This is a genomic window from Stutzerimonas stutzeri (assembly GCF_019090095.1).
GTDB lineage: Bacteria > Pseudomonadota > Gammaproteobacteria > Pseudomonadales > Pseudomonadaceae > Stutzerimonas > Stutzerimonas stutzeri_AN.
Map to the genome: position 1 here is coordinate 1,552,405 of NZ_JAGQFP010000001.1, position 25,848 is coordinate 1,578,252.

At 64.0% G+C, this 25,848-nt stretch carries 20 protein-coding genes and 1 pseudogene; 6 read left to right on the plus strand and 15 right to left on the minus strand.

Annotation, left to right across the window (positions count from 1 at the left end; all coding sequences use genetic code 11):
- Positions 1-63: 63 nt before the first annotated feature.
- Positions 64-1,623 (plus strand): class I adenylate-forming enzyme family protein, encoded by a 1,560-nt coding sequence (locus KVO92_RS06710; protein WP_217474832.1) that lies wholly within the window; start codon positions 64-66, stop codon positions 1,621-1,623.
- Positions 1,624-2,750: 1,127 nt separating this feature from the next.
- Here the strand turns inward: KVO92_RS06710 and KVO92_RS06715 are convergent.
- From KVO92_RS06715 to KVO92_RS06750, 8 genes are all read right to left on the minus strand, one after another.
- The gene (locus KVO92_RS06715; RefSeq protein WP_217474833.1) at positions 2,751-3,680 is read right to left on the minus strand and encodes a 2-hydroxyacid dehydrogenase; all 930 of its coding nucleotides are present in this window, start codon (positions 3,678-3,680) and stop codon (positions 2,751-2,753) included.
- A 51-nt stretch (positions 3,681-3,731) separates the two neighbouring features.
- A complete protein-coding gene (locus KVO92_RS06720; protein WP_217474834.1) occupies positions 3,732-4,478 on the minus strand; it encodes a class II aldolase/adducin family protein in 747 nt (248 codons plus the stop codon).
- A gap of 66 nt (positions 4,479-4,544) precedes the next feature.
- Complete coding sequence (locus tag KVO92_RS06725) at positions 4,545-6,227, minus strand: long-chain fatty acid--CoA ligase (RefSeq protein WP_217474835.1); 1,683 nt, start codon at positions 6,225-6,227, stop codon at positions 4,545-4,547.
- Positions 6,228-6,248: 21 nt separating this feature from the next.
- Positions 6,249-7,031, minus strand: coding sequence for a 5'/3'-nucleotidase SurE (gene surE / locus KVO92_RS06730; RefSeq protein ID WP_217474836.1), 783 nt, complete (start codon positions 7,029-7,031; stop codon positions 6,249-6,251).
- On the minus strand, positions 7,028-8,098 hold the full coding sequence (locus tag KVO92_RS06735) for a phosphotransferase (RefSeq protein WP_217474837.1): 1,071 nt from the start codon (positions 8,096-8,098) through the stop codon (positions 7,028-7,030). Before KVO92_RS06735 ends, surE begins: the two co-directional genes overlap by 4 nt.
- 10 nt (positions 8,099-8,108) lie before the next feature.
- Positions 8,109-8,876 carry an SDR family NAD(P)-dependent oxidoreductase gene (locus KVO92_RS06740; RefSeq protein ID WP_217474838.1) on the minus strand — a complete coding sequence of 256 codons (768 nt, stop codon included), beginning with the start codon at positions 8,874-8,876 and terminating at the stop codon, positions 8,109-8,111.
- Positions 8,877-8,911: 35 nt separating this feature from the next.
- Positions 8,912-10,123: an acyl-CoA dehydrogenase family protein gene (locus KVO92_RS06745; protein WP_217474839.1), complete on the minus strand. Its 1,212-nt coding sequence runs from the start codon at positions 10,121-10,123 to the stop codon at positions 8,912-8,914.
- The gene (locus KVO92_RS06750) at positions 10,116-10,631 is read right to left on the minus strand and encodes a PaaI family thioesterase (RefSeq protein WP_217474840.1); all 516 of its coding nucleotides are present in this window, start codon (positions 10,629-10,631) and stop codon (positions 10,116-10,118) included. Before KVO92_RS06750 ends, KVO92_RS06745 begins: the two co-directional genes overlap by 8 nt.
- A 412-nt stretch (positions 10,632-11,043) precedes the next feature.
- On the opposite strand from KVO92_RS06750, the gene dctP reads away from it, so the two are divergent.
- From dctP to KVO92_RS06765, 3 genes are all read left to right on the plus strand, one after another.
- Positions 11,044-12,078, plus strand: coding sequence for a TRAP transporter substrate-binding protein DctP (dctP, locus tag KVO92_RS06755; RefSeq protein ID WP_217474841.1), 1,035 nt, complete (start codon positions 11,044-11,046; stop codon positions 12,076-12,078).
- 70 nt (positions 12,079-12,148) lie between these two features.
- On the plus strand, positions 12,149-12,688 hold the full coding sequence (locus KVO92_RS06760; RefSeq protein WP_217474842.1) for a TRAP transporter small permease subunit: 540 nt from the start codon (positions 12,149-12,151) through the stop codon (positions 12,686-12,688).
- The gene (locus KVO92_RS06765; RefSeq protein WP_217474843.1) at positions 12,685-13,995 is read left to right on the plus strand and encodes a TRAP transporter large permease; all 1,311 of its coding nucleotides are present in this window, start codon (positions 12,685-12,687) and stop codon (positions 13,993-13,995) included. The genes KVO92_RS06760 and KVO92_RS06765 overlap by 4 nt, the downstream gene beginning before the upstream one ends.
- A 57-nt stretch (positions 13,996-14,052) precedes the next feature.
- Here the strand turns inward: KVO92_RS06765 and KVO92_RS06770 are convergent, their stop codons facing one another.
- The 7 genes from KVO92_RS06770 to recJ form a co-directional block, all read right to left on the minus strand.
- Positions 14,053-15,348, minus strand: a complete 1,296-nt coding sequence (locus KVO92_RS06770) for a flavohemoglobin expression-modulating QEGLA motif protein (RefSeq protein ID WP_217474844.1) — start codon at positions 15,346-15,348, stop codon at positions 14,053-14,055.
- A gap of 219 nt (positions 15,349-15,567) precedes the next feature.
- Positions 15,568-17,070: a lysine--tRNA ligase gene (gene lysS / locus KVO92_RS06775; protein ID WP_217474845.1), complete on the minus strand. Its 1,503-nt coding sequence runs from the start codon at positions 17,068-17,070 to the stop codon at positions 15,568-15,570.
- Between the two features lie 181 nt (positions 17,071-17,251).
- Positions 17,252-18,347, minus strand: a protein-coding gene (gene prfB, locus KVO92_RS06780; protein WP_217474846.1) for a peptide chain release factor 2 whose coding sequence is annotated in 2 segments (ribosomal slippage) — positions 17,252-18,274 and positions 18,276-18,347 — 1,095 coding nt in all. Because the reading frame shifts where the segments join, the coding sequence is not laid out codon by codon here.
- A gap of 145 nt (positions 18,348-18,492) precedes the next feature.
- On the minus strand, positions 18,493-19,254 hold the full coding sequence (locus KVO92_RS06785; RefSeq protein WP_217474847.1) for a tellurite resistance TerB family protein: 762 nt from the start codon (positions 19,252-19,254) through the stop codon (positions 18,493-18,495).
- A gap of 31 nt (positions 19,255-19,285) precedes the next feature.
- Entirely contained in the window at positions 19,286-20,395 is a 1,110-nt protein-coding gene (locus KVO92_RS06790) for an NADH:flavin oxidoreductase/NADH oxidase (protein ID WP_217474848.1), read from the minus strand.
- 683 nt (positions 20,396-21,078) lie between these two features.
- Positions 21,079-23,181 carry a molybdopterin oxidoreductase family protein gene (locus KVO92_RS06795; protein ID WP_217474849.1) on the minus strand — a complete coding sequence of 701 codons (2,103 nt, stop codon included), beginning with the start codon at positions 23,179-23,181 and terminating at the stop codon, positions 21,079-21,081.
- A 301-nt stretch (positions 23,182-23,482) separates the two neighbouring features.
- The gene (recJ, locus tag KVO92_RS06800; protein WP_217474850.1) at positions 23,483-25,198 is read right to left on the minus strand and encodes a single-stranded-DNA-specific exonuclease RecJ; all 1,716 of its coding nucleotides are present in this window, start codon (positions 25,196-25,198) and stop codon (positions 23,483-23,485) included.
- Between recJ and KVO92_RS06805 the strand changes: the two genes are divergently transcribed.
- Both KVO92_RS06805 and KVO92_RS06810 read left to right on the plus strand, forming a co-directional pair.
- A complete protein-coding gene (locus KVO92_RS06805; protein WP_217474851.1) occupies positions 25,191-25,418 on the plus strand; it encodes a hypothetical protein in 228 nt (75 codons plus the stop codon). The two genes, recJ and KVO92_RS06805, sit on opposite strands and share 8 nt — an antisense overlap.
- Positions 25,419-25,544: 126 nt before the next feature.
- A pseudogene (locus KVO92_RS06810) lies at positions 25,545-25,785 on the plus strand (LamB/YcsF family protein); the annotation flags it as partial.
- Positions 25,786-25,848 lie beyond the last annotated feature (63 nt).

Below are 25,848 nucleotides of genomic sequence, written 5' to 3' on the forward strand. Positions count from 1 at the left end.
GGTTGTTTCGGTGCGGTGCGCCGCACGGCATCGCCATACTTCACACGTCAGGACGAGTCAGCCATGGACAATCCCACCGATACCATTCGCCTCGACCAGCCTTTTGCCACGGTGCCCGAGCTTATCGCGCACTGGGCACAGCGCCGCCCGGACCACCCCGCCTTGATCCAGGACGAGCGCCGCCTGAGTTTCGCTCAGCTGGACGGGTTGATGAACCGTGCCGCCGCAGCCCTGCAGCGCGACGGCATCGCGCCGGGGAGCAGCGTCGCGATCTGCGCCTACAATTCCATCGAGTACGCCGTGGTGTTCCTCGGCGCACTGCGCGCCGGCATCGCCGTAGCCCCGCTGGCGCCCTCCGCCAGCGCCGAAAGCCTGCTGACCATGCTGGCCGATGCCTCGCCTGGGGTGCTGTTCGTCGATGCCTCGGCAGCCGAGCATCTGGCACCGGTTATTGCACGGTTGCCCTGCCCGCTGCTGAACCTGGATCAGGCCGACGCCGACGCGTCATCGGCGTGGCTCGGCGACACAGCGGCGGCACCGGTGACGATCCAGCCGGACTGGCCGTTCAACATCATCTATTCCTCGGGCACCACGGGAGAACCCAAGGGCATCGTGCAATCGCACGCCATGCGCTGGGCCCACGTGCGCCGCAGCGCGGCCTACGGTTATGACGATGCCACCACGCTGATTTCCACGCCGCTGTACTCCAACACCACGTTGGTGGCCTTCCTGCCGACCTTGGCCTTGGGCAGCACCGTGGTGCTGATGGGCAAGTTCGACGCCGGCCAATACCTGAGGCTGGCCCAGCAACATCGCGTCACCCATACCATGCTGGTGCCGGTGCAGTACCAGCGGATCATGGCGCGCGACGACTTCGACCGGTACGACCTCAGCCACTTCCGCTACAAGTTCTGCACCAGCGCGCCGTTCAACGCGGCGCTCAAAGCCGAGGTGCTGGCACGCTGGCCGGGCGGCCTGGTCGACACCTATGGCATGACCGAAGGCGGCGGAACCTGCATCCTGGCCGCCCACGAGCACCCCGACAAACTGCATACCGTCGGCAAACCCGCCGAGGGCCACGATATTCGCGTCATCGACGACGAGGGCAACGAACTGCCCAGAGGGGAAATCGGCGAGATCGTCGGACACTCACCGGCCATGATGACCGGCTACCTGAACAAACCGGAGAAGACCGCCGAAGCCGAATGGTTCGACCCCAGCGGCAAGCGCTTCATCCGCACCGGCGACGTCGGTCGCTTCGATGAGCAAGGCTTTCTCACCCTGCTGGACCGCAAGAAGGACATGATCATCTCCGGCGGTTTCAACCTCTATCCGAGCGATCTCGAGGCCATCCTGCGCCAGCACGCGGCCGTCGCCGACGTGGCCGTCGTGGGCGTGCCGTCCACCCGCTGGGGCGAAACGCCGGTGGCCTTCGTGGTGCTCGCCAACGACCAGGCGGTAGCACCCGAAACACTGTTGGACTGGTTCAACGGCCGCGTCGGCAAGACCCAGCGCCTGGCACGCCTGGCGCTGACTGACGAACTGCCGCGCAGCGCCATCGGCAAGGTGCTTAAGCGCGAGCTGCGGGATCGGTATCTGGTCGAATACGGCGCGGCGGACTGAACAGATGTGGGAGCCCCGAGCGCGGGGTGAAGCGTTTGGCTTTTAATTTCATTCAACGCCGGGACACGTTCTTGCCCCGATGCCTCGGCATCCGGGCAGGCCTGCGGCCTGCATTCGCCGCGAGGGCGCGGCTCCCACAAAGGCCGGGGGCTTCTGCTGCCTAGCTGCCTGGCTGCTTGGCGCTTGGCTGCTGACTGTGGGAGCCCCGCCCCCGGGGCGAAGCGTTTGGCTTTTGATTTCATTCAACGCCGGGACACGTCGTTAACCCGATGCCTCGGCATCCGGGCAGGCCTGCGGCCCTGCAATCGCCGCAAGGGCTCGGCTCCCACAAAGGCCGGGTGCTTCTGCTGCCTAGCTGCTTGGCTGCTTGGCTGCTTGGCTGCCTAGCTGCTTGGCTGCCTGGCTGCTTGGCGCTTGGCGCTTGGCGCTTGGCTGCTGACTGTGGGAGCCCCGCCCCCGGGGCGAAGCTGTTGGCTTTTAATTTCATTCAACGCCGGGACACGTCGTTAACCCGATGCCTCGGCATCCGGGCAGGCCTGCGGCCTGCATTCGCCGCGGGGGCGCGGCTCCCACAAAGGCCGGGTGCTTCTGCTGCCTAGCTGCCTGGCTGCCTAGCTGCCCAGCTGCCTGGCTGCTTGGCTGCTTGGCGCTTGGCGCTTGGCGCTTGGCGCTTGGCTGCTGACTGTGGGAGCCCCGCCCCCGGGGCGAAGCTGTTGGCTTTTAATTTCATTCAACGCCGGGACACGTCGTTAACCCGATGCCTCGGCATCCGGGCAGGCCTGCGGCCTGCATTCGCCGCGGGGGCGCGGCTCCCACAAAGGCCGGGTGCTTCTGCTGCCTAGCTGCCTGGCTGCTTGGCTGCTTGGCGCTTGGCGCTTGGCCGTTGACTGTGGGAGCCCCGCCCCCGGGGCGAAGCGTTTGGCTTTTGATTTCATTCAACGCCGGGACACGTCCTTAACCCGATGCCTCGGCATCCGGGCAGGCCTGCGGCCCTGCAATCGCCGCAAGGGCTCGGCTCCCACAAAGGCCGGGGGCTTCTGCTGCCTAGCTGCCTGGCTGCTTGGCGCTTGGCCGTTGACTGTGGGAGCCCCGACCTCGGGGCGAAGCTTGTCAGGTCTTCCCGCCGATCAATACCCGCGCCCGATATCGACGACACCACTGATGGATTGGCCCTGCTCCAGCGACAGGATCTTTTCCGCGATCTGGGCGATGGTCGCTTCGCGCAGGGTCCGGGCCGAGACGTGGGGCGTGATGGTGACCTGCGGCATCCGCCAGAACGGATGCTCGGAAGGCAGCGGCTCCTCACGGAACACGTCGAGCACCGCGCGGGCGACCTTGCCCTCGTCAATGGCCCGGCAGAGATCTTCGTCGACCAGATGCTCGCCGCGGCCGACGTTGATCACCACCGCGTCGGGCCTTAGTCGCGACAGCAGCGGATAGTCGATCAGATCGCGCGTGCTGTTGGTCAACGGCAGGGTGTTGATCAATACCCGTGTCTGTCCGAGAAACCCGTCGAGCCCAGCCTCGCCGGCAAAGCTGCGTACGCCGTCGATGGCATGTTCGGAGCGCGCCCAGCCACAGACCGGATAATCCAGCGCAGCGAATGTGCGGGCGACGCGCTGGCCGATCTGCCCCAACCCAAGCACGCCGACCGGCCATTCACTGCGCTCGATGGGTCGGCGCAGCTTCCACTGGCCCGCGGCCTGCTGGTCCCGGTAGTAGTCCATGTCGCGGCTGATACCGATGACGTGATAGGCGACATACTCAGCCATCTGCACCGCCATACCGGCGTCTTCCAGGCGAACAATCGGAAGATCGCGTGGCAAGTTCGGTATCCGTACCAGCGCATCCACCCCGGCGCCGAGGTTGAACAGCGCCTTGAGCTGCGGCTCCTTGTCGAACAGCGCCGCTGGCGGGTGCCAGACGATGGCGTAGTCGGCCCCCCAACTGGGGTTGTCCGGCTTCCAGACCTGGATCTCGGCGTCCGGCAAATGCTGCTGGATCAAGTCGGTCCAGCGCTCGGGCTTGGGGTCGGCGGCGACGAAAAGAATCTTCATGGGCACTGGGCAATATTCCCTGGCAGGTAAGCGGATCGCGCTAGCGTAGCGCTATATCGCATAGACGTGACCGTTGGCTTCCAGCTGGCGCAACAACGCGGGCCAGGTCAGTTTGGCAGCGCTGCCCAGCTCAGCCGATTGCTGACGCGTCGTCTCGATGGCGGCGGCCGGCGGCATATGCGTCGGACCGCACGCCTGGGCGCGGACCTGGATCTCGCACGCCTTCATCAGGAAATACAGGTAGGTGAAGGCTTCGGCGACCGTGCCACCGGCCGTCAGGATGCCGTGATTGCGCAGGATCATCATGCGCTTGTCGCCCAGGTCGCGGATCAGCCGCTCGCGTTCGGAGAGGTCCAGCGCCACGCCTTCGTACTCGTGATAGCTGAGGTGATCGAGGCAGAGCATCGCCGTCTGGCTCAGCGGCAGCAGCCCGTCACGGTGCGCCGACACCGCCACGCCATCCGGCGCGTGCAGGTGCATCACCGCGCCGGCGTCCTCCCGCCCCATATGCACGGCACTGTGAATGGTGAAACCGGCCGGGTTCACGCGATGCAGGCTGCCGCTGTGGACGATCTGGCCCTCCTGGTCGACCTTCACCAGCGACGAGGCGGTGATTTCCTGGAACAGCAGGCCATACGGGTTGATCAGAAAATGGTGCTCAGGCCCTGGCACGCGGGCCGAGAGATGGGTGAACACCAAGTCATCCCAGCCGAAATGCGCGACCAGCCGATAGGCCGCCGCCAGATCCTTGCGCACCTGCCATTCGGCTTCCCGGTTCGTAGCGGTTGAATCTTGCATTGCATCTGCTCCGTTGGTTTCGAAGGCGCCCAGCCGGCGCGGGCCTTGCAACTTGCTTTGCGCCCGTCAGGCCTGTTCAGCCCTGGCGGCGTGTTTGCGGTTTTCTTCTTCCTGCAGCGCCCGCCACATCAGCTTGCCGGTGGATGAACGCGGCAACGAGGCGACGAACTCGACGTAGACCGGCGCCTTGTAGGCTGCCATCTCGGCCTTGCACCAGTCGATGATGTCCTGCTCGCTGACTTGCCCGGCCTGGCCGTCTCGCAGCACGACGCAGGCCTTGACCGTCTCGCCGCGCTTGGGATCGGGACAGGAGATCACGCAGCATTCCTGGATCGCCGGGTGGCGGTACATCAAGCTTTCCACTTCCGACGGCCAGACCTTGAAGCCGGACGCGTTGATCATTCGTTTGACGCGGTCGACCAGGAAGAAATAACCCTCTTCATCGTAGTAGCCCATGTCGCCTGTGCGGAAAAATCGGTGGCCGTCCAGCTCGATGAACGCGCGCTCGGTTTCTTCCGGGCGGTTCCAGTAGCCCTGGAACAGTTGCGGCCCGCGGCTGATGATCTCCCCGACCTCATTGGGGCCGAGCTCCTGCCCGGTAGTCAGATCGATGACGCGGCTGTCCACATCGAACACCGGAATCCCGAGGCACTGCGCCTTGGGCCGCGGCACCGGATTGATATGGGTCGCGGCGATGGTCTCCGACAGTCCATAGCCCTCGATGTAGCGCAGGCCGGTGAGCCGATGCAGCTTCTCCTCCACCGCCTTGGGCATGGCCGCACCGCCGCCGCCGACGCTGACAAGACTCGAGAGGTCGTAGCGTTCCAGCTCCGGATCGGAGAGGAAATCGATCGCCATGGTGGCGATGTTGACCCAGCCGGTGACCTGGTGTCGCTCGATCAGCTGGGCGGCGACCTTGCGGTCCCAGCGGGTCATGATCACGGCAGTGCCGCCGTTGTAGATCGGCCCGCTCATGGCGCCCTGCATGCCAGTGACGTGAAAGTAAGGCAGCGTGGCGAGGATCACCGACTCGCTGGTGCTGTTGGTCCAGACCACGCGGTGAATGATGGTGGCCATGGCCGAGCGATGGGTATGCACGCAGCCCTTGGGTGCGCCGGTGGTGCCGGAGCTGTACGGAAAGACGCAAAGGTCGTCCGGGCCCGCCGTGTGCGGACCGGGCGCGTGGCCGGCCGCGATTGCCGCGCGCCAGGCGATGCCACCAGCGAAAGTCGGTGTGGCGACGGGCGCCTGGACCTCGGCCGGCAGCGCCAGGTCGGTGGGCTGGCGCACGTAATCGGAGTAGGTCGCGACGATGACGTGGCGCAGCTGCGCCGTACCGACCAGGGGGGCGATAAAACCGGTCAGCTCCTGGCCGCAGAGGCATACGGCCGCGCCGGTGTCGTGCAGGTAGTGCTCGAGCTCGGCGCTGTGGTTCATCGGGTTGACCGGCACCACCACCGCGTCGGCGCGCAGAATCGCGTAATAGGCAATGGTGAATTGCGGCGAGTTCTGCATGTAAAGCAGTACCCGGTCACCCTTGGCCACACCCAGGTGCTGCAGGTAGCCGGCCATGGCCTCGACCTCGTGCAGCAGCTCGCGGTAGGTGATCAGGGTGTCGTAATAGACGATGGCCGTCTTGTTCGGGAAGCGCCGGGCAGACATTTCCAGGTTGGCGAACAGGCTGGTTTCCGGCACCGTCAGGTGCTTGGGCAAATCCTCGGGCCAGACGGCGTGATGACGAGTGAACATGACTCAACTCCTGAATTGCGGTTAAGGGGCCAGTTCGGCCATGGCCCGTTCTTCGCCCCACGCCAACCAGCCGCGCGTGTCGCGCAGGGGGGTGATGGCAATGCGTTTTTCGCGCAGCGCGCAGACATCGAGCTCCGGATCGACCAGGTGCGCCGAGGAATGCTCGAAACCAAGCCACCAGTACGGCAGCCCGCGGCCGTCATGGCCAGCCTGCAGGCGCGGCTGGGTGATCGAGCCGCGCGATTGCCGGGTCATGCGCACATGGCTGACCGCTTCGGCGGCGCACGCGGGGAAATTCAGATTCCAGCAGCAGGCGTCGTTATCGCGACGTGCCCAGAGCGCCCGAATCAGGGCCTCGCCATGGGTTTCGACCGAGGACCAGTCGATCCGGCTGCGGTCGTGAAAGGCCTGGCTGAGGCCCATCGCCGGCAGCCCCAGCAGATCGGCACTGAGCACCGCCCCCAGCGTGCCCGAGTACGGCACCGAGTCGCCGATGTTCGCCCCGCTGTTGATGCCCGACAGCACCAGGTCCGGTGGTGAGGCCTGCAGCCATTCAGCCATGGCGAACATCACGCAGTCCGACGGCGTGCCGGACACCGCGAAGCGCCGCTCGCCATGGCGATAGACGCGCAAGGGCGCATGCACCGAGATGCCCTGCCCCGTGCCGCTCTGGTCGTGTTCCGGCGCGACCACCCAGACCTCTTCGGCCAGTCGCGCGGCGATCCGTTCGAGCAGGGCCAGTCCGGGTGCGGCGATGCCGTCGTCGTTGGTCAGCAGGACGCGGCGCAGCAAGGGCGCACTCATATCGATTCTCCCCGGCCACCGCGTTGCGCGATGCGCCAGCCGGCCTCGGCGAGCAGGCCGGCGCGCTGGCCGACCTGCAGCGCATCGGCGTTGCTGGCATTGCCCTGCAAGGCCCGCGCATAGACGCCCTGCAGAATCGCGGCGAGCCGGAACAGCGAAAAGGCCACGAAGACATGCCAGTCATCGATGCCCTCGCGGCCGCTCTGCTGGCAGTACCGCGCCAGTACCGTTTGCTCGGACGGTATCCCCTGGCTTGGCAGATCGCTACCAACCAGGCCGCGCAGGCCCTCGACGCCGGCCGGCAAGTGGTACGGCAGGCAGAAGTAGGCCAGATCGGCCAACGGATGGCCGAGGGTGGACAGCTCCCAGTCGAGAATCGCCGCGACCCTCGCCTCGCCCGGTGCGAAGATCAGATTGCCGAGGCGATAGTCGCCATGGGCGATGGCGCATTCGTCGCGCTGCGGCACCTGCTCCGGCAGCCATTGCATCAGCTGGTCCATGTCGGGCATGTCGCCGGTACGCGAGGCCTGGTATTGGCCGGACCAGCGCTTCACCTGGCGAGCGAAATAGCCTTGAGCCTTGCCGAAGTCACCGAGGCCCACGGCCTCGACGTCGACCTGATGCAGCCCGGCCAGGGTATCGATGGCCGCCAGATGGATCGGCTGGCGTTCGGCCGCGGGCAGTTCCTCCAGGGCCGGATGACTGAATATCCGTCCTTCGACATGATCCATCACATAAAAGGCGGTCCCGATGATGCCTTCGTCTTCGCACAGCAGATGCACCGGCGGCACCGGAACAGCGGTGTGCTCGGCCAGCGCGCGGATCACCCGGTATTCGCGCTCGACCATATGCGCGGACGGCAATACCTTGCCCGGCGGCTTTTTGCGCAAGACGTAACGGCGCCCGGCACTTTCCAACAGGTAGGTGGGGTTCGACTGACCGCCCTGGAACTGGCGAATCAGCAGGTCGTCGCCCATCCGCGGCAGGTGCTGGTGCAGGTAGCGAGCCAGCGCCGCCTCATCGAATCGATGCGCCGGCAGCACGTCGATCAGCTCGGGTTCGCTCATCGCTGTGCCCTCAGCATGCGGTTTCACCACCGTCGGCGACGATCACCTGTCCGGTGATATAGGCACTGGCGGGTGCGGCGAGAAACACCGCCAGCCCGGCAATGTCCACCGGTTCGCCAATCCGGCGCAGCGGGGTCTTTTCCGCGGCGCGGCGGACCCGCTCGGGGTCATCGAGCAGCGCCTTGGCGAAATCGGTACGCACCAGCCCCGGCGCGATGGCATTGACGCGGATGCCCTTGGGCCCCCATTCCGCCGCGAGATTGCGCGCCAACGCCGCTTCCGCCGCCTTGGATACGCCATAGGTGCCGATCACCGTATTGCCACGCAAGCCGGCAATGCTGGACAGCATGATCACGGCGCCCTCACCACGCTCGGCCATCTGCGGCAGCACCATGTTCGACAGCCAGAAGGTGCCCTTGACGTTGGTGTCCATGATCTTGTCCCAGGCGTCGTCGGTCAGCTCGCTGGTCGGCCCGTAGACCGGATTGGTGGCGGCGTTGCAGACCAGCACGTCGATGCGTCCCCAGGTCTGCAGGGTGGTATCGACCAGGCGCTGCAGGTCTTCTTTGCGGCCCACGTGACAGGGCACGGCGATGGCCTCGAAGCCTGCGGCTTTCAGCTCGGCGGCCACCGTTTCGCAGGCATCGGCCTTGCGGCTCGAGATCACCACGCGCGCGCCGCAACGGGCCATTTCCTCGGCGATGGCGCGGCCGATGCCACGGGTCGAACCGGTGATCAGCGCGACCTTGCCGGTCAGGTCGAATAATGGATTGCTCATCGGACGGCATCCTTCTTGTTGTTTTGGTGGGACGCTCAGCGTGTGCTGGCGTAGTTCTTCAGTTCCAGTTTGGCGATGCTGTCCAGGTGCACCTCGTCCGGGCCGTCGGCCAGTCGCAGCGTGCGCTGGTGTGCCCAAGCCGCGGCCAGGAAACTGTCCTGGCTGACGCCCTTGGCGCCATGCACCTGAATGGCGCGATCGAGCACGCGCAGCGCCATGCTCGGCGCGGCCGCCTTGATCATCGCGATCTCCTGGCGCGCCACCTTGTTGCCGACGGTGTCCATCATGTGCGCCGCTTTAAGCGTCAGCAGGCGCGTCTGTTCGATTTCGATACGCGAACGGGCAATGTCCTTGCGGATCGAATCGAAGTCCGCCAGCGGCTTGCCAAACGCGACGCGCGAATGCACCCGCTCGCACATGGCTTGCAAGGCACGCTCGGCCACGCCGATGGTGCGCATGCAATGGTGAATGCGGCCCGGGCCGAGCCGCCCCTGGGCGATCTCGAAGCCGCGGCCTTCGCCGAGCAGCATGTTGCCGGCCGGCACACGGACGTTGTCGTAATGAATCTCGGCATGGCCATGGGGTGCGTGGTCGTAGCCGAAGACGTTGAGCGCACGGACGATGTTCACGCCGGGCGTATCCAGCGGCACGAGGATCATCGACTGCTGCCGATGCCGCTCGGCGCCCGGGTCCGTCTTGCCCATCACGATGGCGATCTTGCAGGTGGTGGTCATCGCGCCTGAGGACCACCACTTCTGCCCGTTGATGACGTACTCGTCGCCTTCGCGGCGGATCTCGCAGGCGATGTTGGTCGCATCCGAGGACGCGACCTCGGGTTCGGTCATGGAAAAGCAGGAGCGAATCTCACCGTCGAGCAGCGGCTTGAGCCATTGTTCTTGCTGCTCCGGCGTGCCATAGCGCGCCAGCACCTCCATGTTGCCGGTATCCGGCGCCGAACAGTTGAAGACCTCGGCGGCGACATGGGATCGGCCCATGATTTCGCAGAGATGGGCGTATTCGAAGTTGGTCAGCCCGGCGCCGTGCTCGCTTTGCGGCAGGAACAGGTTCCAAAGCCCCTGCGCTCGCGCCTTGCTCTTGAGGGTCTCGAGAATGGGCGGCGGCGCCCAGCGATTGCTGGCCTCGGCAATCTGCTGGTGAAAAAGGGGCTCGTTGGGGTAGATGTGCTCATCCATGAACGCCGTCAGCTGTTGCTGGAGCTCCAGCGCTTTACCGGTCAGTTCATACATCGCCGTTTTCCTTGTCGTTCTGCATCGGAAAATCCATCGGGACACCCTGAGGATGCTCGCTGCCGGAACGCAGGCGGAAGGTCGCTTCGCCGATAGCCAGCAGGCGATCCTCGCTGTCGCGTATCTCTCCGGAGCTGTTGAATATTCGGCTGCCACCGGCACGTCGTCGACCGATGGCGCGAATCACGCCACCCGAGCATTGGCCGGTAAAGGTGGTGTTGAGCACCAGGGTGATGGCCTTGCGAACGCGCCCGGGATACGGGCAATAGGTCCCCGCCTCGGCCAGCACCACATCGAGCAATGCGGTGATCACCCCGCCATGCAGCACGCCGGCCATGTTCAGGTGACAGGCCTGCACGTCCAGTTCGATCACCGCTTCGTCTTCGCTCCAGCTGACCTGACGGTAACCGAGCACCTGATGAAAGCCCGGCAGGTCCTTGCCGCCGCTGATCGGCAACTGCCGGGGCCGACTGTCGTCTGCGGGCAACGGCTGATGCGGGTCGGTCATCTCACAGCCCTCGGGCCTGCGATGGCCGCCGGGGCGCGCGCTCCGCTCATGGCGTTTCCAGCATGAAGACGCATAGCCTGTCCTCTCGATTGTTCTTGTACTGAGTCTTTTTTGAAGCTGGCATGGCCACAACGATGCGTCAATTCGAAATTAAGTTCCATCAGGCAGAATTATGACGCCCCACAAACGGGACCGTCTAAGATCAATGGCGGCAGGCCGAATGTAAGGCCTGTCGTGGCATTCGACATACCGTGAAACAAGCATGACGACGCAGTAGCCTTCTGCTAGCGGTTGAAAATAGCGTCCGCTATGGTAGTTTTCAGACGGCTTTGCAGAAAACAGTTTTGCTCTGCGAAACATAAGCCATGCAGCGCAGGCTTCCGCCAGACAATTACAAGAAGAGGGACGCGATATGAGATTCATGTTCAAGAAGCTGCTCGCACCGGCCGGCCTCGTTGCCTTGGCGATAGCGGCAGCACTCCCCCAGATGGCGACCGCCGCCGACGTCACCAAATGGCGCGTGCAATCGCACTGGCCGAGCGCCAGCAGCTCCTATAAAGACAGTCTGGTGCGTCTGAAAAACCAGATCGAACAGCGCACCGAAGGTCGCCTCGAGCTGCAACTGTTCGAGTCCGGCGCCCTGTTCAAACCGCAGGAGACCTTCAACGCGGTCAGCCGCGGCATCATCCAGATGGGCACGATTTCCCCCGGCTATGCACAGGACAAGATGACCCTGGCGGGCGTCGCCTCGGGTCTACCTTTCGCCTTCCAGAACGTCTGGGAAGCGTCCTACTTCCACAAGCACATGGGCTTCGAGGACATGCTCCGCGACGAAGCCGCGCAATACGGCGTGTACTGGTCGACAGACAAGGTCTACCCCACCGAGATGGTGGTGAAGAAACCGATCAACAGCTGGGAAGACTTCACCAAGCTGAAGATCCGCTCGTCCGGCGCGCTGCAGAAATTCCTCGATGAGGCCGGCGCCTCGACTACTTACCTCCCGGGTGGCGAGCTCTATCCGGCCCTCGACACCGGCGTGGTCGACGGCGCGCACTGGGGCGCGGTACAAGGCGCGGCGAGCATGAGCTTCTATGAAGTGGCCAAGTACCACGTCAGGCCCGCGCTGAATATTGCCGGCACCGATGTGTTCATCATCAACCAGAAGGCACTGGAGAAACTCTCCGAGCGCGACCAGGAAATCGTAAAGCAGGTCCTCGACGAGCAGTTCTGGTATCGCACCAACGAATACCTCTACCAGGAGCAGGTCACGCTGCGTAAGGTCATGGCCGAACAAGGCGTGCAGGTCAATACGCTGCCGGACGACGTGCAGAAGCGCCTGCGCGAGGTCGCGCAGAAGACCTGGGAAGAAGAAGGTCAGCGCAGCGACAAGGCCGCCGAGGCCCTGAAGAAGCTCAAGTCCTTCCTTGGCGAACTGGGTTACCTCTGACCCCGCTTGCTCGGCGCGGCCGACCGCGCCGAGCAGCTGATCCGCTCAACCCTTGCTCGTGGGGCTCGTCATGCGTGCGATTCATGCCTACATCAATGGCATCACCCGGCTCAACGAATTCATCGGTCGCTGGGTCGCCTACCTGATTTTCCTGATCTTCGTGCTGCTACTGCTCGAAGTCTTCATGCGCTACCTGTTTTCGAGCCCAACCTCCTGGACCAACGAACTCGGCCAGATGCTGTTCGGTGCCTACGTGGTGCTGTCGGGTGGCTACGTCATGGCGCATCGCGACCACGTCAATGTCGACCTGCTGTATTCGACTTTCAGCGCACGCACGCGGGCATGGGTGGACATCTTCACCTCGAGCATGTTTTTCCTGTTCACGGCTGCGCTGCTGTACTTCGGCAGTTCGATGGCCTGGGAGTCGGTTCAAGGGATGGAAACCTCCTATTCCGCCTGGAACCCGCCGATCTGGCCGATCAAGGCGATGATTCCGCTCGGCACGCTGTTACTGCTGCTGCAGGGCATCGCCAAGCTGCTACAGGACATCCTCATTGCGCTGGGTCGCGAGCCCGCCCACGACGCCAAGCACGCGGAGGATGCCCGATGAGCATCGAAGTCACCACGCTGCTGTTCTTTCTGACGCTGGTCTTCTTTCTCGTACTTGGACTGCCGCTGGCCTTCGTGCTGGGCGGTGTCTCGGTGCTGTTTCTCTATTTCACCTGGGGCGTCGATGCCTTCTACATGGTCGCCTCGCAGATGTGGGGCACCATGGAAAGCTTCACCCTGGTGGCCATCCCCCTGTTCGTGTTCATGGCGATGTTGCTGGAACGCACAGGAGTCGCGCGCGACCTCTATCGCATGATGCATCTGTGGTGCGGGGGCATGCGCGGCGGGCTGGCGATCGGCACGCTGGGCATCTGTGCGGTATTCGGTGCCATGGTCGGCATCAGCGGTGCCGCGGTGGTGGCGATGGGCACCATCGCGTTGCCGGCCATGCTCGAGCGCGGCTACGACAAACGCATGGTGCTTGGTTGCATCAATACCGGTGGCGGCTGGGGCATCCTGATCCCGCCGAGCATCATGATGATTCTCTACGCCATGATCAGTGGCCAGTCGGTCGGCAAGATGTTTGCCGCCGGCGTCCTGCCCGGCCTGCTGCTGGTGGCGCTGACGGTCACCTACGTGTTGGTCCGCTCGTATCTGCAACCCCATCTTGCGCCCGCACTGCCGAAGGAAGAGCGCGGCACCTGGGGTGAAAAGCTGCGAGCAGTACGTGCCGTGCTGCTACCCATCGGCATCGTGGTGATGGTGCTCGGCTCGATCATCGGCGGCCTGACCACACCCACCGAGGCCGCCGCCATGGGAGTGTTCGGCGCGCTGATCTCCGCTGCGGTGTACCGCAAGCTGAACTGGCCAATCCTGCAGGAAGCGGCCATCCGCACCTTCAAGCTGACCGGCATGATCGCCTGGATCCTGTTCGCCGCTCACGCGTTCAGCTCGGCCTACCAGGGCATGGGCGCGCAGTCGCTGATCGAAGGGCTGATGATGGACCTGCCCGGCGGGCGCTGGGCCATCGTCATCTTCATGATGGCCATCGTGTTCGTCATGGGCATGTTGCTCGATCCGGTCGGCATCATGCTTATCACGCTGCCGGTGTTCCTGCCGATCATCGCCTCGCTCGGTTTCGACCCGATCTGGTTCGGCGTGCTGTTCGTGATCAACATGGAGATCGGCTACATGACGCCACCGTTCGGGTTCAACCTGTTCTATCTGAAAGGCATCGTCCCGCCCGGCATCACCATGAAGGACATCTACTGGTCGGTGATCCCCTTCGTGATCGTCAACATCATCGGCATGGGCATCATCATGGTGTTCCCCGAGATCGCCACCTACCTGCCGCGCACGCTGTTCTGACTGCCGCACGGCCACAAAAAAGCCGGAGCACCTGCTCCGGCTTTTTTATCGCTGCCATCAGATGATGTTGGCGTAGTCGGCCTCGATCCGATCCAGGCTCAGGTGGTTGAGGAAGTTCGAGAAGCACATCCAGGCCGACAGCGCGTTGAGGTCCTGGAATTGTTGCGGCAGGTACTTGGGCGGAACGACCATGCCCTCCTCGACCAGCTGGCGCAGGGTACGCATGTCCTCCAGCGTGGTCTTGCCGCAGAACAGCAGCGGAATCTGTTCCAGCTTGCCCTTGCGTACGGCCAGCTGGATGTAGTTGTAGACCATGATGAAGCCCTTCAGGTAGGACAGGTCCTTGGTGAAGGGCAACCCGCCGGGCAGCGAGCCGCGGAAGACCCGGCTGGCGTTGCTGTAGCACTCGTCCTCGCCATAGCCCTCGTCACGGAAGAAGGCGAATACCTCGAGGAAGTCCGCGCCCTCTTCGGCCATGTGGATGGCCCGGGTGCGGTTGGTGAGCTTGCGCAAGCGCGTCGGGTAGGAGGCGAAGGCGATCACCTCCATGAGGATCGCCAGGCCTTCCTGGGTCACGGTCGAGGATGGCGGGCCCTTGGCCAGGAAGGTACAGATCGGCTGGTTCTGGCCGTTGAGTGTGGTGCCGACGTGCACCAGCCCTTCATGGACTTCCAGCGCGCGCACGTCGCGTTCGTTGAACATCGCGTCGCTGCGGATCTTGATGTAGTCGGCGCCGGCCGCGGCGTCCGCAAGGATGCCATCGGACTCGAAGACACGAATCACGCCCTCGCCTTCACCGAACACCAGATCCAGCCGGCGCTGCAGCATGTCCACCGCCTGCGGTGCGTTGAGGGTTTTGGCCTCGTCCTTCAGGTCGCCGCGGTCGGCGATGTTGTTGAGGTAATCGGACAACATCAGCCCGAGATCAGCGAGCGTCGGATCACCTGCATGGAAGGCATCGGACGCCGCGCCGTAGAGCTCCTGGGAAATCAGGCCAAAGTCGGCGGTGCCGCGCGCTTCGAGCATGCGAATCACCATGCGGTATTCCTTGCACATACGCCGCATGATCTGCCCAACCGGATTGAACTGCCCCAACTGACGCGTGATATCACGCTCGATGTTCTGGAACTCTTCCTTCTTCGCGCTGGAATCGAAGGACAGCGGACGGCCTTCGTAGTAGGCGCGATCGACCTTCGGCAACTCACGTCCGCCGCTGGCGAAGAAGGCTTGGCGAACGTTGTCGTCCCACTTCACCGCATCGAGCACCCGCACCGGGGTTTGCGCCTCGACGATGCGGTCGGACAAGCCGCGCACCGTGAGTTGGTATTCGTCCAGGTTGTTACGGGAGTTCATCCAAACCTCGTCAGTGATGATCCGTAGCCTTGAGCTTATACATCAGCGGACCGTCATGGTCCGTGTCCGGTTCGCAGACGGACGCCTCGGGCATGCAATGGTGTCGGCAGCCTTCGGTCGAACTGAACCCATCCAGACAGGTTCGAGAAGAGCCGTACGCTTGAGGGTCGTACGGCGACTGACTGGCCGCCCGGCTAAGCCGAGCGGCGCTCGTTGCTATTACGCTTCGGGACGCATGTGCGGGAACAGGATCACGTCGCGGATCGACGGCGAGTTGGTCAGCAGCATCACCAGGCGGTCGATGCCGATGCCCTCGCCGGCGGTCGGCGGCATGCCGTATTCCAGTGCGCGGACGAAGTCGGCATCGAAATGCATGGCTTCGTCATCGCCAGCGTCCTTGTCACGCACCTGCGCATGGAAGCGCTCGGCCTGGTCTTCGGCGTCGTTCAACTCGGAATAGGCGTTGGCAATCTCGCGCCCACCGATGAACAGTTCAAAGCGGTCGGTGACGCTGGGGTCGTCGTTGCTGCGGCGCGCCAGCGGCGAAACCTCGAACGGATAACGGGTGATGAAGGTCGGCTGCTCCAGCTTGTGCTCGACCAGTTCCTCGAAAATCATCACCTGCAGCTTGCCCAGGCCTTCGAAGCCCAGCACCTTGGCGCCGGCTTTCTTGGCGATCGCACGCGCCTTGTCGATGTCGTTGAGATCATCGGCACTGATGTCCGGGTTGAACTTCAAGATGGAGTCGAACACCGACAGCCGCGCGAAGGGTTCGCCGAAATGGAACACCTTGTCGCCGTAGGGCACGTCGGTGCTGCCGAGCACCAGCTGCGCCAGCTCGCGGAACAGCTCCTCGGTCAGGTCCATGTTGTCTTCGTAGTCAGCGTAGGCCTGGTAGAACTCGAGCATGGTGAACTCGGGGTTATGCCGGGTCGAGACGCCTTCGTTACGGAAGTTGCGGTTGATCTCGAAGACGCGCTCGAAGCCACCGACCACCAGACGCTTGAGGTAAAGCTCCGGCGCGATGCGCAGGAACATCGGCAGATCCAGCGCATTGTGGTGGGTTTCGAACGGCTTGGCCGCGGCACCGCCGGGAATGGTCTGCAGCATCGGCGTTTCGACTTCGAGGAAGTCGCGCTCGTTGAGGAATTTGCGAATGTGCCCAATGACCTGGGAGCGCACGCGGAACGTGTGGCGGGTTTCTTCGTTGACGATCAGGTCGACATAGCGCTGCCGGTAGCGCTGTTCGGTGTCGGTCAGACCATGGTGCTTGTCCGGCAGCGGGCGCAGCGACTTGGTCAGCAGGCGCACAGCGGTCATCTCGACGTACAGGTCGCCCTTGCCCGAGCGTGCCAGGGTGCCTTCGGCGGCGATGATGTCGCCCAGGTCCCAATGCTTGATGGCTTCCAGCGTCTCGGCCGGCAGTGTCTTGCGGTTGACGTAGACCTGGATGCGTCCGGTCATGTCCTGCAGGACCATGAAGGCGCCGCGGTTGAGCATGATGCGCCCGGCAACCTTCACCGGGATGGCCGCTTCTGCCAGCTCTTCCTTGGTCTTGTCCGCGTATTTCAGCTGCAGGTCGTTGCAGTAGCTGTCGCGACGGAAGTCATTGGGGAAAACGTTGCCCTTGGCGCGCTCGGCGGCCAGTTTTTCCTTGCGCTGAAGGATCAGGCTGTTTTCTTCCTCTTGGATAGCGTGCTGGTTCAGCGGTTGTTCGCTCATGGTTTCAAAATGCCTGGATCGATTGGATGAATCCTGGGAAGACCGTGCCGGAAAGCTTTCCGCAGCAGGTACTGCCCCGTCTTGGTCGGCTGAAGCCCACCCTACTTGGTATGCAAAGCTGATGCAGGGTGAGCTTGGCGACGTTGCGCTTCAGCCCACCTCCACTAGCAAACACAGCGGCTTAAAGCCCCTGTTTCAGACTGGCTTCGAGGTACCCGTCGAGGTCGCCGTCGAGCACTTTCTGACAATCGCTACGTTCCACGCCGGTACGCAGATCCTTGATGCGCGAGTCGTCGAGCACATAGGAGCGAATCTGATGACCCCATCCGATATCGGATTTGGTGTCTTCCAGCGCCTGGGAGGCCGCGTTGCGCTTCTGCATTTCCTGCTCGTACAACCGGGCCCGCAGCATTTTCATGGCGGTGTCCTTGTTGGCGTGCTGGGAACGCTCGTTCTGGCAGGCGACCACGGTGTTGGTCGGTACGTGGGTGATACGTACCGCCGAGTCGGTGGTGTTGACGTGCTGACCACCGGCACCGGAGGAGCGGTAGGTGTCGATGCGCAGGTCGGCCGGATTGATCTCGATCTCGACCCGGTCGTCGATCTCGGGCGAGACGAACACGGCCGAGAATGAGGTGTGGCGGCGCGCGCCTGAGTCGAACGGGCTTTTGCGCACCAGGCGGTGCACGCCGATCTCGGTGCGCAACCAGCCGAAGGCGTACTCGCCCTTGATATGTACGGTGGCACCTTTGATGCCGGCGACTTCGCCCTCGGACAGCTCGACGATCTCGGCGCTGAAACCGCGCTTGTCGGCCCAACGCAGGTACATGCGCAGCAGGATGTTGGCCCAGTCCTGAGCCTCAGTGCCACCGGAACCGGCCTGGATATCGAGGTAGGCGTTGTTGGGGTCCATCTCGCCGCTGAACATGCGGCGGAATTCCAGCCCTTCGAGGATGCCGCGCAGGCGGTCGAGCTCGGCGACGATGTCGTCCACGGCGCTCTGGTCGTCTTCTTCGACAGCCATGTCGAGCAGGTCGCGGGAATCGGCCAGGCCTCCCTCGAGGTCATCGATGGTTTCGACGATCTGCGCCAGGGTGGCGCGCTCACGGCCCAGGTTCTGGGCGTACTCGGGCTTGTTCCAGACGTTCGGGTCTTCGAGTTCGCGGTTTACTTCGACGAGACGATCATGCTTCTGATCGTAGTCAAAGATACCCCCGAATTGACTGGGTGCGGTCGGACAGGTCCTTGATGCTGTTGAGGATCGGGTTGATTTCCATAGGTAGGCAGCTCTCAATCGGACGGTGCGAAAACCGGCGATTATAGCGCAGCCCCCCGCCGCTGACAGCCCGCCCGGGACCGCCGGTGGCGAAGCATTTCGAACCAGGCGGTAAACGAGGGTGCTGACCGGCCGTCGCGGGGTCGTCAGGCGGAAACGCCGCGCACCTGGTTTTCCAGCTCGGCCTTCAGTTGCGCATCCAGCTTCAGCTGCCGTGCCAGTTCATCGAGGTAGGCACGCTCCATGAACTGCTCCTCATCCACCATCAGCACGCTGGCCAGATACATTTCAGAGGCCATTTCAGGTGTCGTGGCCGCCGCCGCGACATCCACCGGATCCAGCGGCTTGTTCAGCTCTGCCTCGAGCCAGCGCCGCACGTCCGGATCATCGGTGAGCTGCGCCAGCTCGGCTTCGATCATCTTGCGCTCCTGGTCATCAACGTGACCGTCGGCCTTGGCCGCTGCGACCAGCGCTTTGAGAATGCCGCGGCTATGCTCCTCGGCCTGATCCGGTGGCAGCCGATCGACCGTATTGGGCTCGGCTTGTGCCGCCGTCGCCTGCGCGGTGCCGCCTTGCTGCTGCGCCTGTTGTGCCTGCCAATTGCCGTAGGCCTTGTAGGCGAGCATGCCGAGGGCGGCCAGACCGCCATAGGTGACCGCCTTGCCACCCAGGCGGCGACCACCGCGGCTGCCCAGCAACATGCCTAGCGCACCGGTTGCCAAGGCCCCGCGCCCCGCACCACCACTGCCGCCCAGGATGCTGCCCAGCGGCCCACCCGCCCCTGAAAGCATGTCGCCGAGCGAGCCGCCGCTCTTCGCAGCGCCGGGGCGCGCAACGGAGTCCTGCTGCTTCTGTAGAAGGTCCTGCCCAGACTTGAGCAGTTGATCGAGCAAACCGGTGGTTTTCATGAAATTACCTGCCTTGAAGGACGGAGCGAATTCAGTCGAGCGACTCGGGCAGCTGCCGGATCGGTGTGTTCCGGTGCGCAGCACGCACGTATTGCGCCGGCCAGGGCACCGAGGTGTCGCCCAGATCTTCGGCCGCGTGCAACGGCCAGTACGGGTCGCGTAGCAGTTCGCGCGCCAGCAGGATCAGGTCTGCCTGCCCGGTACGCAGGATGTGTTCGGCCTGGACCGCCTCGGTGATCATGCCGACCGTGCCGGTGGCGATGCCGGCCTCGCGCCGGACCTGCTCGGCGAATTGCGTCTGATAGCCTGGGCCGACGGGGATCTCCGCGTTGGCGGCCGTACCGCCGGAGGACACGTCGATCAGATCGACGCCGAGCGCCTTCAGCCGCCGCGCCAGCTCGACGGTCTCTTCGGCATTCCAGCCGTCCTCGACCCAGTCGGTCGCCGACAAACGGACAAACAGGGGCAACTCCTCCGGCCAGACGGCCCGCACCGCTTCGGTCACATCCAGCAGCAAGCGAATACGATTTTCGAACGACCCACCATAGGCATCTTGCCGCTGATTGGAGAGCGGCGAGAGGAACTGGTGGAGCAGGTAGCCATGCGCGGCGTGCACCTCGGCAACCTTGAAGCCAGCCGCCAGCGCTCGCTCTGCGGCGTGGACGAAGGCCTGGATGACCTCGCTGATCCCGGTTTCGTCCAACGCGGTGGGTACTGCGTGCTCCGGATCGAAGGCGATCGCCGACGGCCCCACCGGCGTCCAACCACCGGCTGCGATAGGCACGCTCCCGTGCCGCCCCAGCCAGGGTTGCCAGGTACTGGCCTTGCGCCCGGCATGCGCCAGCTGGATGCCGGCCACCGAGCCCTGCGCTTCGATGAAGCGGGTGATACGCCGCAGTGGCTCGACATGCTCATCGGTCCAGATGCCGAGATCCTCTGGGGAAATCCGGCCACCGGCCGTTACTGCGGTGGCCTCGATAATGACCAGCCCTGCTCCCCCTACCGCGCGGCTGCCCAGATGCACCAGATGCCAGTCGTTGGCCATTCCCGCTTTCGCCGAGTATTGGCACATCGGTGAAACGACGATGCGGTTGGGCAAAGTCAGCTGGCGCAGGGTAAGCGGCTGGAAGAGCTGTGTCATGGAAACCTCGGCTGCGTGGGATGCGTGTTTTGGACATCCATCAGTACAGACTGTTTCGACCGCTTTGTCCGGCGCACCGGACTTGCCATGACAGCGGTGGAAGCGTTGCAGCGCATGTGACTTACACACAGCTTCGGTGGGAGCGGTCTTGACCGCGAAGGGCCGGCAGCGGCCTCAGGCGTGTGGAAGCAAGGCCAAGGAGGTCCGTAGCAGCCATGGTGGAGAGCTGCAGGCATTCGGCTGCTAGCTTGCTCCTTCGCGGTCAAGACCGCTCCCACAGGACAGGGGCGATACCGATGCGCCTGCAGAGCCTGGCTTTCCGGCTCGGGCGTGAACGGAGGTGAAATGCCCAGCTTTCGTGGGAGCGGTCTTGACCGCGATGGGGACCGCAGGACGCTCAGGAATGCGAGAACAGAGCCAGGGCAGTTAGTCGCGGCCATGTTGGTGAGCTGCAGGCATTCAGCTCCTTGCTTGCCTTTTTCGCGGTCAAGACCGCTCCCACAGGACAGCGGTACGGTCCCCATGCGCTTGCAGCGCCAGGCTTTCCGCCTCGGGTATGGTCCCCGCTTAAATGCCCGGCATTCGTGGGAGCGGTCTTGACCGCGATGGGTACGGCAGAAAACTCAGGCGTATACGAGCGAGGCCAGCACGGCCATCAGCCGCCCGCCAGACTGCCGATCGCTCTAAGCCGCCTCAACCCACACCGGCACACCGTTGAGCGCCGCATTGCCGGACAACGCATCGAGCTGGCGCTCGTCGGTCAGGTCATTGGCGCTCGCGCCCGGCTGACGACTGGCGATGTCCAGTTGAACCCCAGGGCGACCGTGGCCCCAGCCGTGGGGCAGGCTGACCACGCCTGGCATCATCTCGTCGCTGACGGCGATCTCCACTTCAATCATGCCGACCCGCGAACGCACCCGCACACGCTGCCCGTCCTGCAGGTGCAGTCGATTCAGGTCCGCCGGGTTCATCAACAGCTGGTGTCGCGGCTTGCCCTTCACCAGCCGATGATAGTTGTGCATCCAGGAATTGTTGCTACGCACGTGCCGGCGGCCAATCAAAAGCAGCTGCTGGTCCGTTCCGGATGCCACCGGCATCGACGCGAAGCGCTGCACGTCGCCGAGAAACAGTGCCGGCGCGGCCTGCACGCGCTGGTTGGCGGTCTTCAGGCGCCCAGTCAGGTTCGCCTTGAGGGCGCCGAGATCGAGCCCATGCGGATAATCGCGCAGTCTGGCGAGACTCAGCGCCCGCTCGCTCTTGTCTCCATAGGGCCCAGCACGCAGACCAAGATCGATCATCTGCTCGGGGGCGATCGTAGGCTTGAGCTCGGCGCCGGTGCGTGCCGCGAACGCGCGGGCCAGACCGACGAAGATTTCCCAGTCGTGCAGCGCACCGGCCGGCTTGGTCAACACCGCTTTATTGAAGCGGGTGACGTTGCGTACAGCGAACAGATTGAAGGTGGTGTCGTAATGATCATGCTCCAGCGGTGCCGTGGGCGGCAGGATCAGGTCGGCATAGCGAGTGGTTTCGTTGATATAGAAATCGACGCTGAGCATAAACTCCAGCCCGTCCAGCGCCTGCTCCAGCTGCCGGCCGTTGGGTGTGGACAGCACGGGGTTGCCGGCGACCGTCACCAGCGCGCGAATCTGCCCCTCCCCTTCGGTGAGCATCTCCTCGGCCAGCGCCGACACCGGCAGCTCCCCGCCGTATTCCGGCAAGCCTGAGACCCGGCTTTGCCAGCGGTTGAAGTGCCCACCGGAAGTATTCGCCACCAGGTCCACCGCAGGCTCGGTACAGAGCGCACCGCCGACGCGGTCCAGATTGCCGGTGACCAGATTGATCGATTGCACCAGCCACTGGCACAGCGTACCGAAGGCCTGGGTCGACACACCCATGCGCCCGTAACAGACTGCCTTGTCCGCCGCCGCGAAATCGCGTGCGAGCTGCCGGATCTGCTCGGCCGGCACACCGCAGCGCAGGCTCATGGCCTCGGCCGTGAACGGCGCCACCGCCGCGCGCAGCTCATCCAGCCCGTCCACTGGCAGGTGACTGGTGCGGGTCAGCCCTTCGGCGAACAGCGTATGAAGTAGGCCGAAGAGCAACGCCGCATCCTCACCAGGACGAACGAACAGATGCTGGTCTGCCATCGCGGCCGTCTCGCTGCGCCGCGGATCGACCACCACCAGCTTGCCGCCACGCGCCTGCAGCGCCTTCAAGCGCTTTTCAACATCGGGCACGGTCATGATGCTGCCGTTGGAGGCCAGCGGATTGCCGCCGAGAATCAGCATGAAGTCGGTGTGGTCGATGTCCGGGATCGGAATCAGCAGGCCATGGCCGTACATCATCAGGCTGGTCAGGTGATGCGGCAGCTGATCGACCGAGGTGGCGGAGAAGCGGTTGCGGGTTTTCAGCTGACCGAGAAAGTAGTTGCTGTGGGTCATCAACCCGTAGTTATGCACGCTGGGGTTGCCCTGGTAGACCGCCACCGCGTTGTTACCGTGGCGCTCGCGGATCTGCGCCAGGCGCTCGGCGACCAGCGCAAAGGCTTCGTCCCACTCGATGGCCTGCCACTCGCTGCCGACACGGCGCATCGGGTGACGCAGGCGATCCGGGTCGTTCTGGATATCCTGTAGCGCGACCGCTTTGGGGCAGATGTGGCCACGGCTGAAGCTGTCCTCCGGATCTCCCTTGATGGAAACGATCTGCTCATCGCGGGTTTCGATGGTCAGGCCACAGATGGCCTCGCACAGGTGGCAGGCACGGTGATGCCGGGTCGTTTCGCTCATCGCAGGCTCCGGAGGATTGTTCTTCTAATCGCCTCACTCTAGGCCAGCACCGAGCGCGCGCCAATCATGCACGACGAGGCAAATAGGGCTCGATTCAGATCACCGATCTTGCCCGAAAAGCCCGTAGGGGCCAGGCGTCAAAGAGCGACTCTGCCGACGCCGGGTCGACAGGCACGGACTGGACATCGAGGTCTAACGAGCGACCGCTCTTACAGCGCGGGATAAGGCGCTCGCGATCAAGACCGGCGCACCAGCGGCTCACCGACGGTCGACCAATACTGAAAACAGCCGGCCGATTCGCTCAGCGTGCGGCGATATGCGCGACCAGCAGCTGCACGCTTTCACGACCGCGGTACTCGTTGACGTCCAGCTTGTAGGCCAGATCGGCCCAGCGCACGGTGGGATTGGGCCAGAGGTCGCGATCGATATTGAAGGCAATGCCATCGAGCGTCAGCGAGCCACATTCGCTCTTGAGCACCAGCTTCAGGTGCCGCTCGCCCACCAGGCGCTGCTGCACCAACTGGAACACGCCATGGAACACCGGCTCGGGGAAATGCTGACCCCAGGGACCGGCGTTGCGCAGCGCCTTGGCCAGCTCGAGATGGAACTCCTCGATGCTCAGCTGGCCGTCGGTGAGCAACCGCCCGGTCAGGTCGTCCTCGCACAGCTGGCGCCGAACTTCGGCATCGAACGCCGCCGCAAAGGCGCCGAAATTCTCCTGCGGCAACGACAACCCCGCCGCCATCGCATGGCCACCGAACTTGCTGATCAAACCGGGATGGCGCGCTGCCACGGCGTCCAGCGCATCTCGGATGTGGAAGCCCGGCACCGAACGCGCCGAGCCTTTCAACAGGCCGTCTCCTGCATCGGCAAAGGCAATCGTCGGCCGGTGGTAACGCTCCTTGAGACGCGACGCGAGAATGCCGATCACGCCCTGGTGCCAGTCCGGCTCGAACAGGCAGAGGCCGAACGGCATGTCTTCGATCGGCAGATCCTTGAGCTGGGCCAGCGCCTCGCGCTGCATGCCCTGCTCGATGCCCTTGCGGTCCTGATTCAGCTGATCGAGCTGCATGGCCATATCCCGCGCCAACGCTTCGTCTTCGCACAGCAGGCACTCGATGCCCAGCGCCATGTCGTCGAGCCGCCCGGCCGCGTTCAGCCGCGGGCCGAGAATGAAGCCGAGATCCGTCGAGGTGATACGCCGATGATCACGCCCGGCCACGTCCAGAATCGCCCGCAAGCCCGGTCGCGCCCGACCGGCACGGATCCGCGCCAGACCCTGGTGCACGAGGATACGGTTGTTGGCGTCCAGCGGCACCACGTCGGCGACGCTGCCCAGCGCCACCAGATCGAGCAGCTCGGCCAGGTTCGGTTCCGCCCAGCCCTGCCGGCTGAACCAACCCCTGTCACGCAGCGCGGCGCGCAAGGCCAGCAATACGTAGAAGATCACCCCGACACCGGCGATGCATTTGCTTGGGAAAGCGCACTCCGGCTGATTCGGATTGACGATGGCATCCGCGGCGGGCAATTCCGGGCCCGGCAGGTGGTGGTCGGTGACCAGCACCTTGAGCCCAGCGGCCTTGGCCGCCGCCACGCCATCAACGCTGGAGATGCCGTTGTCCACGGTAACCAGCAGATCGGGCTGACGCTCGAGGGCCACGGCAACGATTTCAGGCGTCAGGCCATAGCCGTACTCGAAGCGATTGGGTACCAGGTAATCCACGTGCGCCGCGCCCAGCTGACGCAGGCCCAGCACGCCCACGGTGCTCGCCGTCGCGCCGTCGGCATCGAAGTCACCAACGAACAGGATGCGCTGGCGGGTTTCGATTGCCTCGACCAGCAGTGCCACCGCACCGTCGATCCCCTTGAGCTGGCCGTACGGGATCAAGCGTGCCAACCCCTTGTCCAGCTCGCTGGCCGACTGCACACCGCGGGCCGCGTACAGACGTGTCAGCAGGGGCGGCAGGTCGCCCAGGTCGGGGAGCTGTTCGGGCAACGGGCGGGGTTCAATGCGCATTCTGGTGATAATCCGGTTCAGCGTGGGGCACTCAAAGCGACGTCCTGGCGCGTGCGCCCTGATCGTACAGGGCGACATGGCGCAGCATTCCGGCGAGGACGTGGACCTTCTCGGGGTCGATATTCAGATTCTCGCAGGACGCGACCAAGCATTCGCGACGGACGAGGGGATTTGGCGTAACCATCTTGCAGACCATGACCTGAAGGGGGGCGAAGCATGAAGCCGCCCGGGTACTTCGGGTCGGCAAGCATACAGCAATACAGCTGTCCACGACCCTTAGGAGAGCGAATAACGATAAGTTGTCGATATTTGATCGTGGAGCGGGCCAGCCGTACCGAGGATCGGTATGAAACGTGTCCTACTCGACTGCGATATCGGCGAGAGCTTCGGTGCCTGGGCCATGGGCTGGAACCCGAGGTCATGTCGTTTAGCGATTGCGCCAACGCCTCCCGCAGGCTCCGTGTGTCGGGCCCCGCATCATTCGACGTACCGTTACGCTAGCTGCCCAACATGACATATCCATTGGCGCCCATCCGGCCTATCCCGATCTGGCCGGCTTCGGACGTTACTCCGTTGGCCTGTTGCCCATGGCGGCCACAGCGGTCGGTTTGGTGATGTCCTTCAACGCCTTCGTGCGGTTCTGGCAATCA

Bases quoted from the DNA above. Each gene is read 5' to 3' on its own strand.
- KVO92_RS06710 (WP_217474832.1), top strand. From the start codon at position 64: ATGGACAATCCCACCGATACCATTCGCCTCGACCAGCCTTTTGCCACG.
- KVO92_RS06715 (WP_217474833.1), bottom strand. From the start codon at position 3,680: ATGAAGATTCTTTTCGTCGCCGCCGACCCCAAGCCCGAGCGCTGGACC.
- KVO92_RS06720 (WP_217474834.1), bottom strand. From the start codon at position 4,478: ATGCAAGATTCAACCGCTACGAACCGGGAAGCCGAATGGCAGGTGCGC.
- KVO92_RS06725 (WP_217474835.1), bottom strand. From the start codon at position 6,227: ATGTTCACTCGTCATCACGCCGTCTGGCCCGAGGATTTGCCCAAGCAC.
- surE (WP_217474836.1), bottom strand. From the start codon at position 7,031: ATGAGTGCGCCCTTGCTGCGCCGCGTCCTGCTGACCAACGACGACGGC.
- KVO92_RS06735 (WP_217474837.1), bottom strand. From the start codon at position 8,098: ATGAGCGAACCCGAGCTGATCGACGTGCTGCCGGCGCATCGATTCGAT.
- KVO92_RS06740 (WP_217474838.1), bottom strand. From the start codon at position 8,876: ATGAGCAATCCATTATTCGACCTGACCGGCAAGGTCGCGCTGATCACC.
- KVO92_RS06745 (WP_217474839.1), bottom strand. From the start codon at position 10,123: ATGTATGAACTGACCGGTAAAGCGCTGGAGCTCCAGCAACAGCTGACG.
- KVO92_RS06750 (WP_217474840.1), bottom strand. From the start codon at position 10,631: ATGACCGACCCGCATCAGCCGTTGCCCGCAGACGACAGTCGGCCCCGG.
- dctP (WP_217474841.1), top strand. From the start codon at position 11,044: ATGAGATTCATGTTCAAGAAGCTGCTCGCACCGGCCGGCCTCGTTGCC.
- KVO92_RS06760 (WP_217474842.1), top strand. From the start codon at position 12,149: ATGCGTGCGATTCATGCCTACATCAATGGCATCACCCGGCTCAACGAA.
- KVO92_RS06765 (WP_217474843.1), top strand. From the start codon at position 12,685: ATGAGCATCGAAGTCACCACGCTGCTGTTCTTTCTGACGCTGGTCTTC.
- KVO92_RS06770 (WP_217474844.1), bottom strand. From the start codon at position 15,348: ATGAACTCCCGTAACAACCTGGACGAATACCAACTCACGGTGCGCGGC.
- lysS (WP_217474845.1), bottom strand. From the start codon at position 17,070: ATGAGCGAACAACCGCTGAACCAGCACGCTATCCAAGAGGAAGAAAAC.
- KVO92_RS06785 (WP_217474847.1), bottom strand. From the start codon at position 19,254: ATGAAAACCACCGGTTTGCTCGATCAACTGCTCAAGTCTGGGCAGGAC.
- KVO92_RS06790 (WP_217474848.1), bottom strand. From the start codon at position 20,395: ATGACACAGCTCTTCCAGCCGCTTACCCTGCGCCAGCTGACTTTGCCC.
- KVO92_RS06795 (WP_217474849.1), bottom strand. From the start codon at position 23,181: ATGAGCGAAACGACCCGGCATCACCGTGCCTGCCACCTGTGCGAGGCC.
- KVO92_RS06805 (WP_217474851.1), top strand. From the start codon at position 25,191: ATGCGCATTCTGGTGATAATCCGGTTCAGCGTGGGGCACTCAAAGCGA.
- recJ (WP_217474850.1), bottom strand. From the start codon at position 25,198: ATGCGCATTGAACCCCGCCCGTTGCCCGAACAGCTCCCCGACCTGGGC.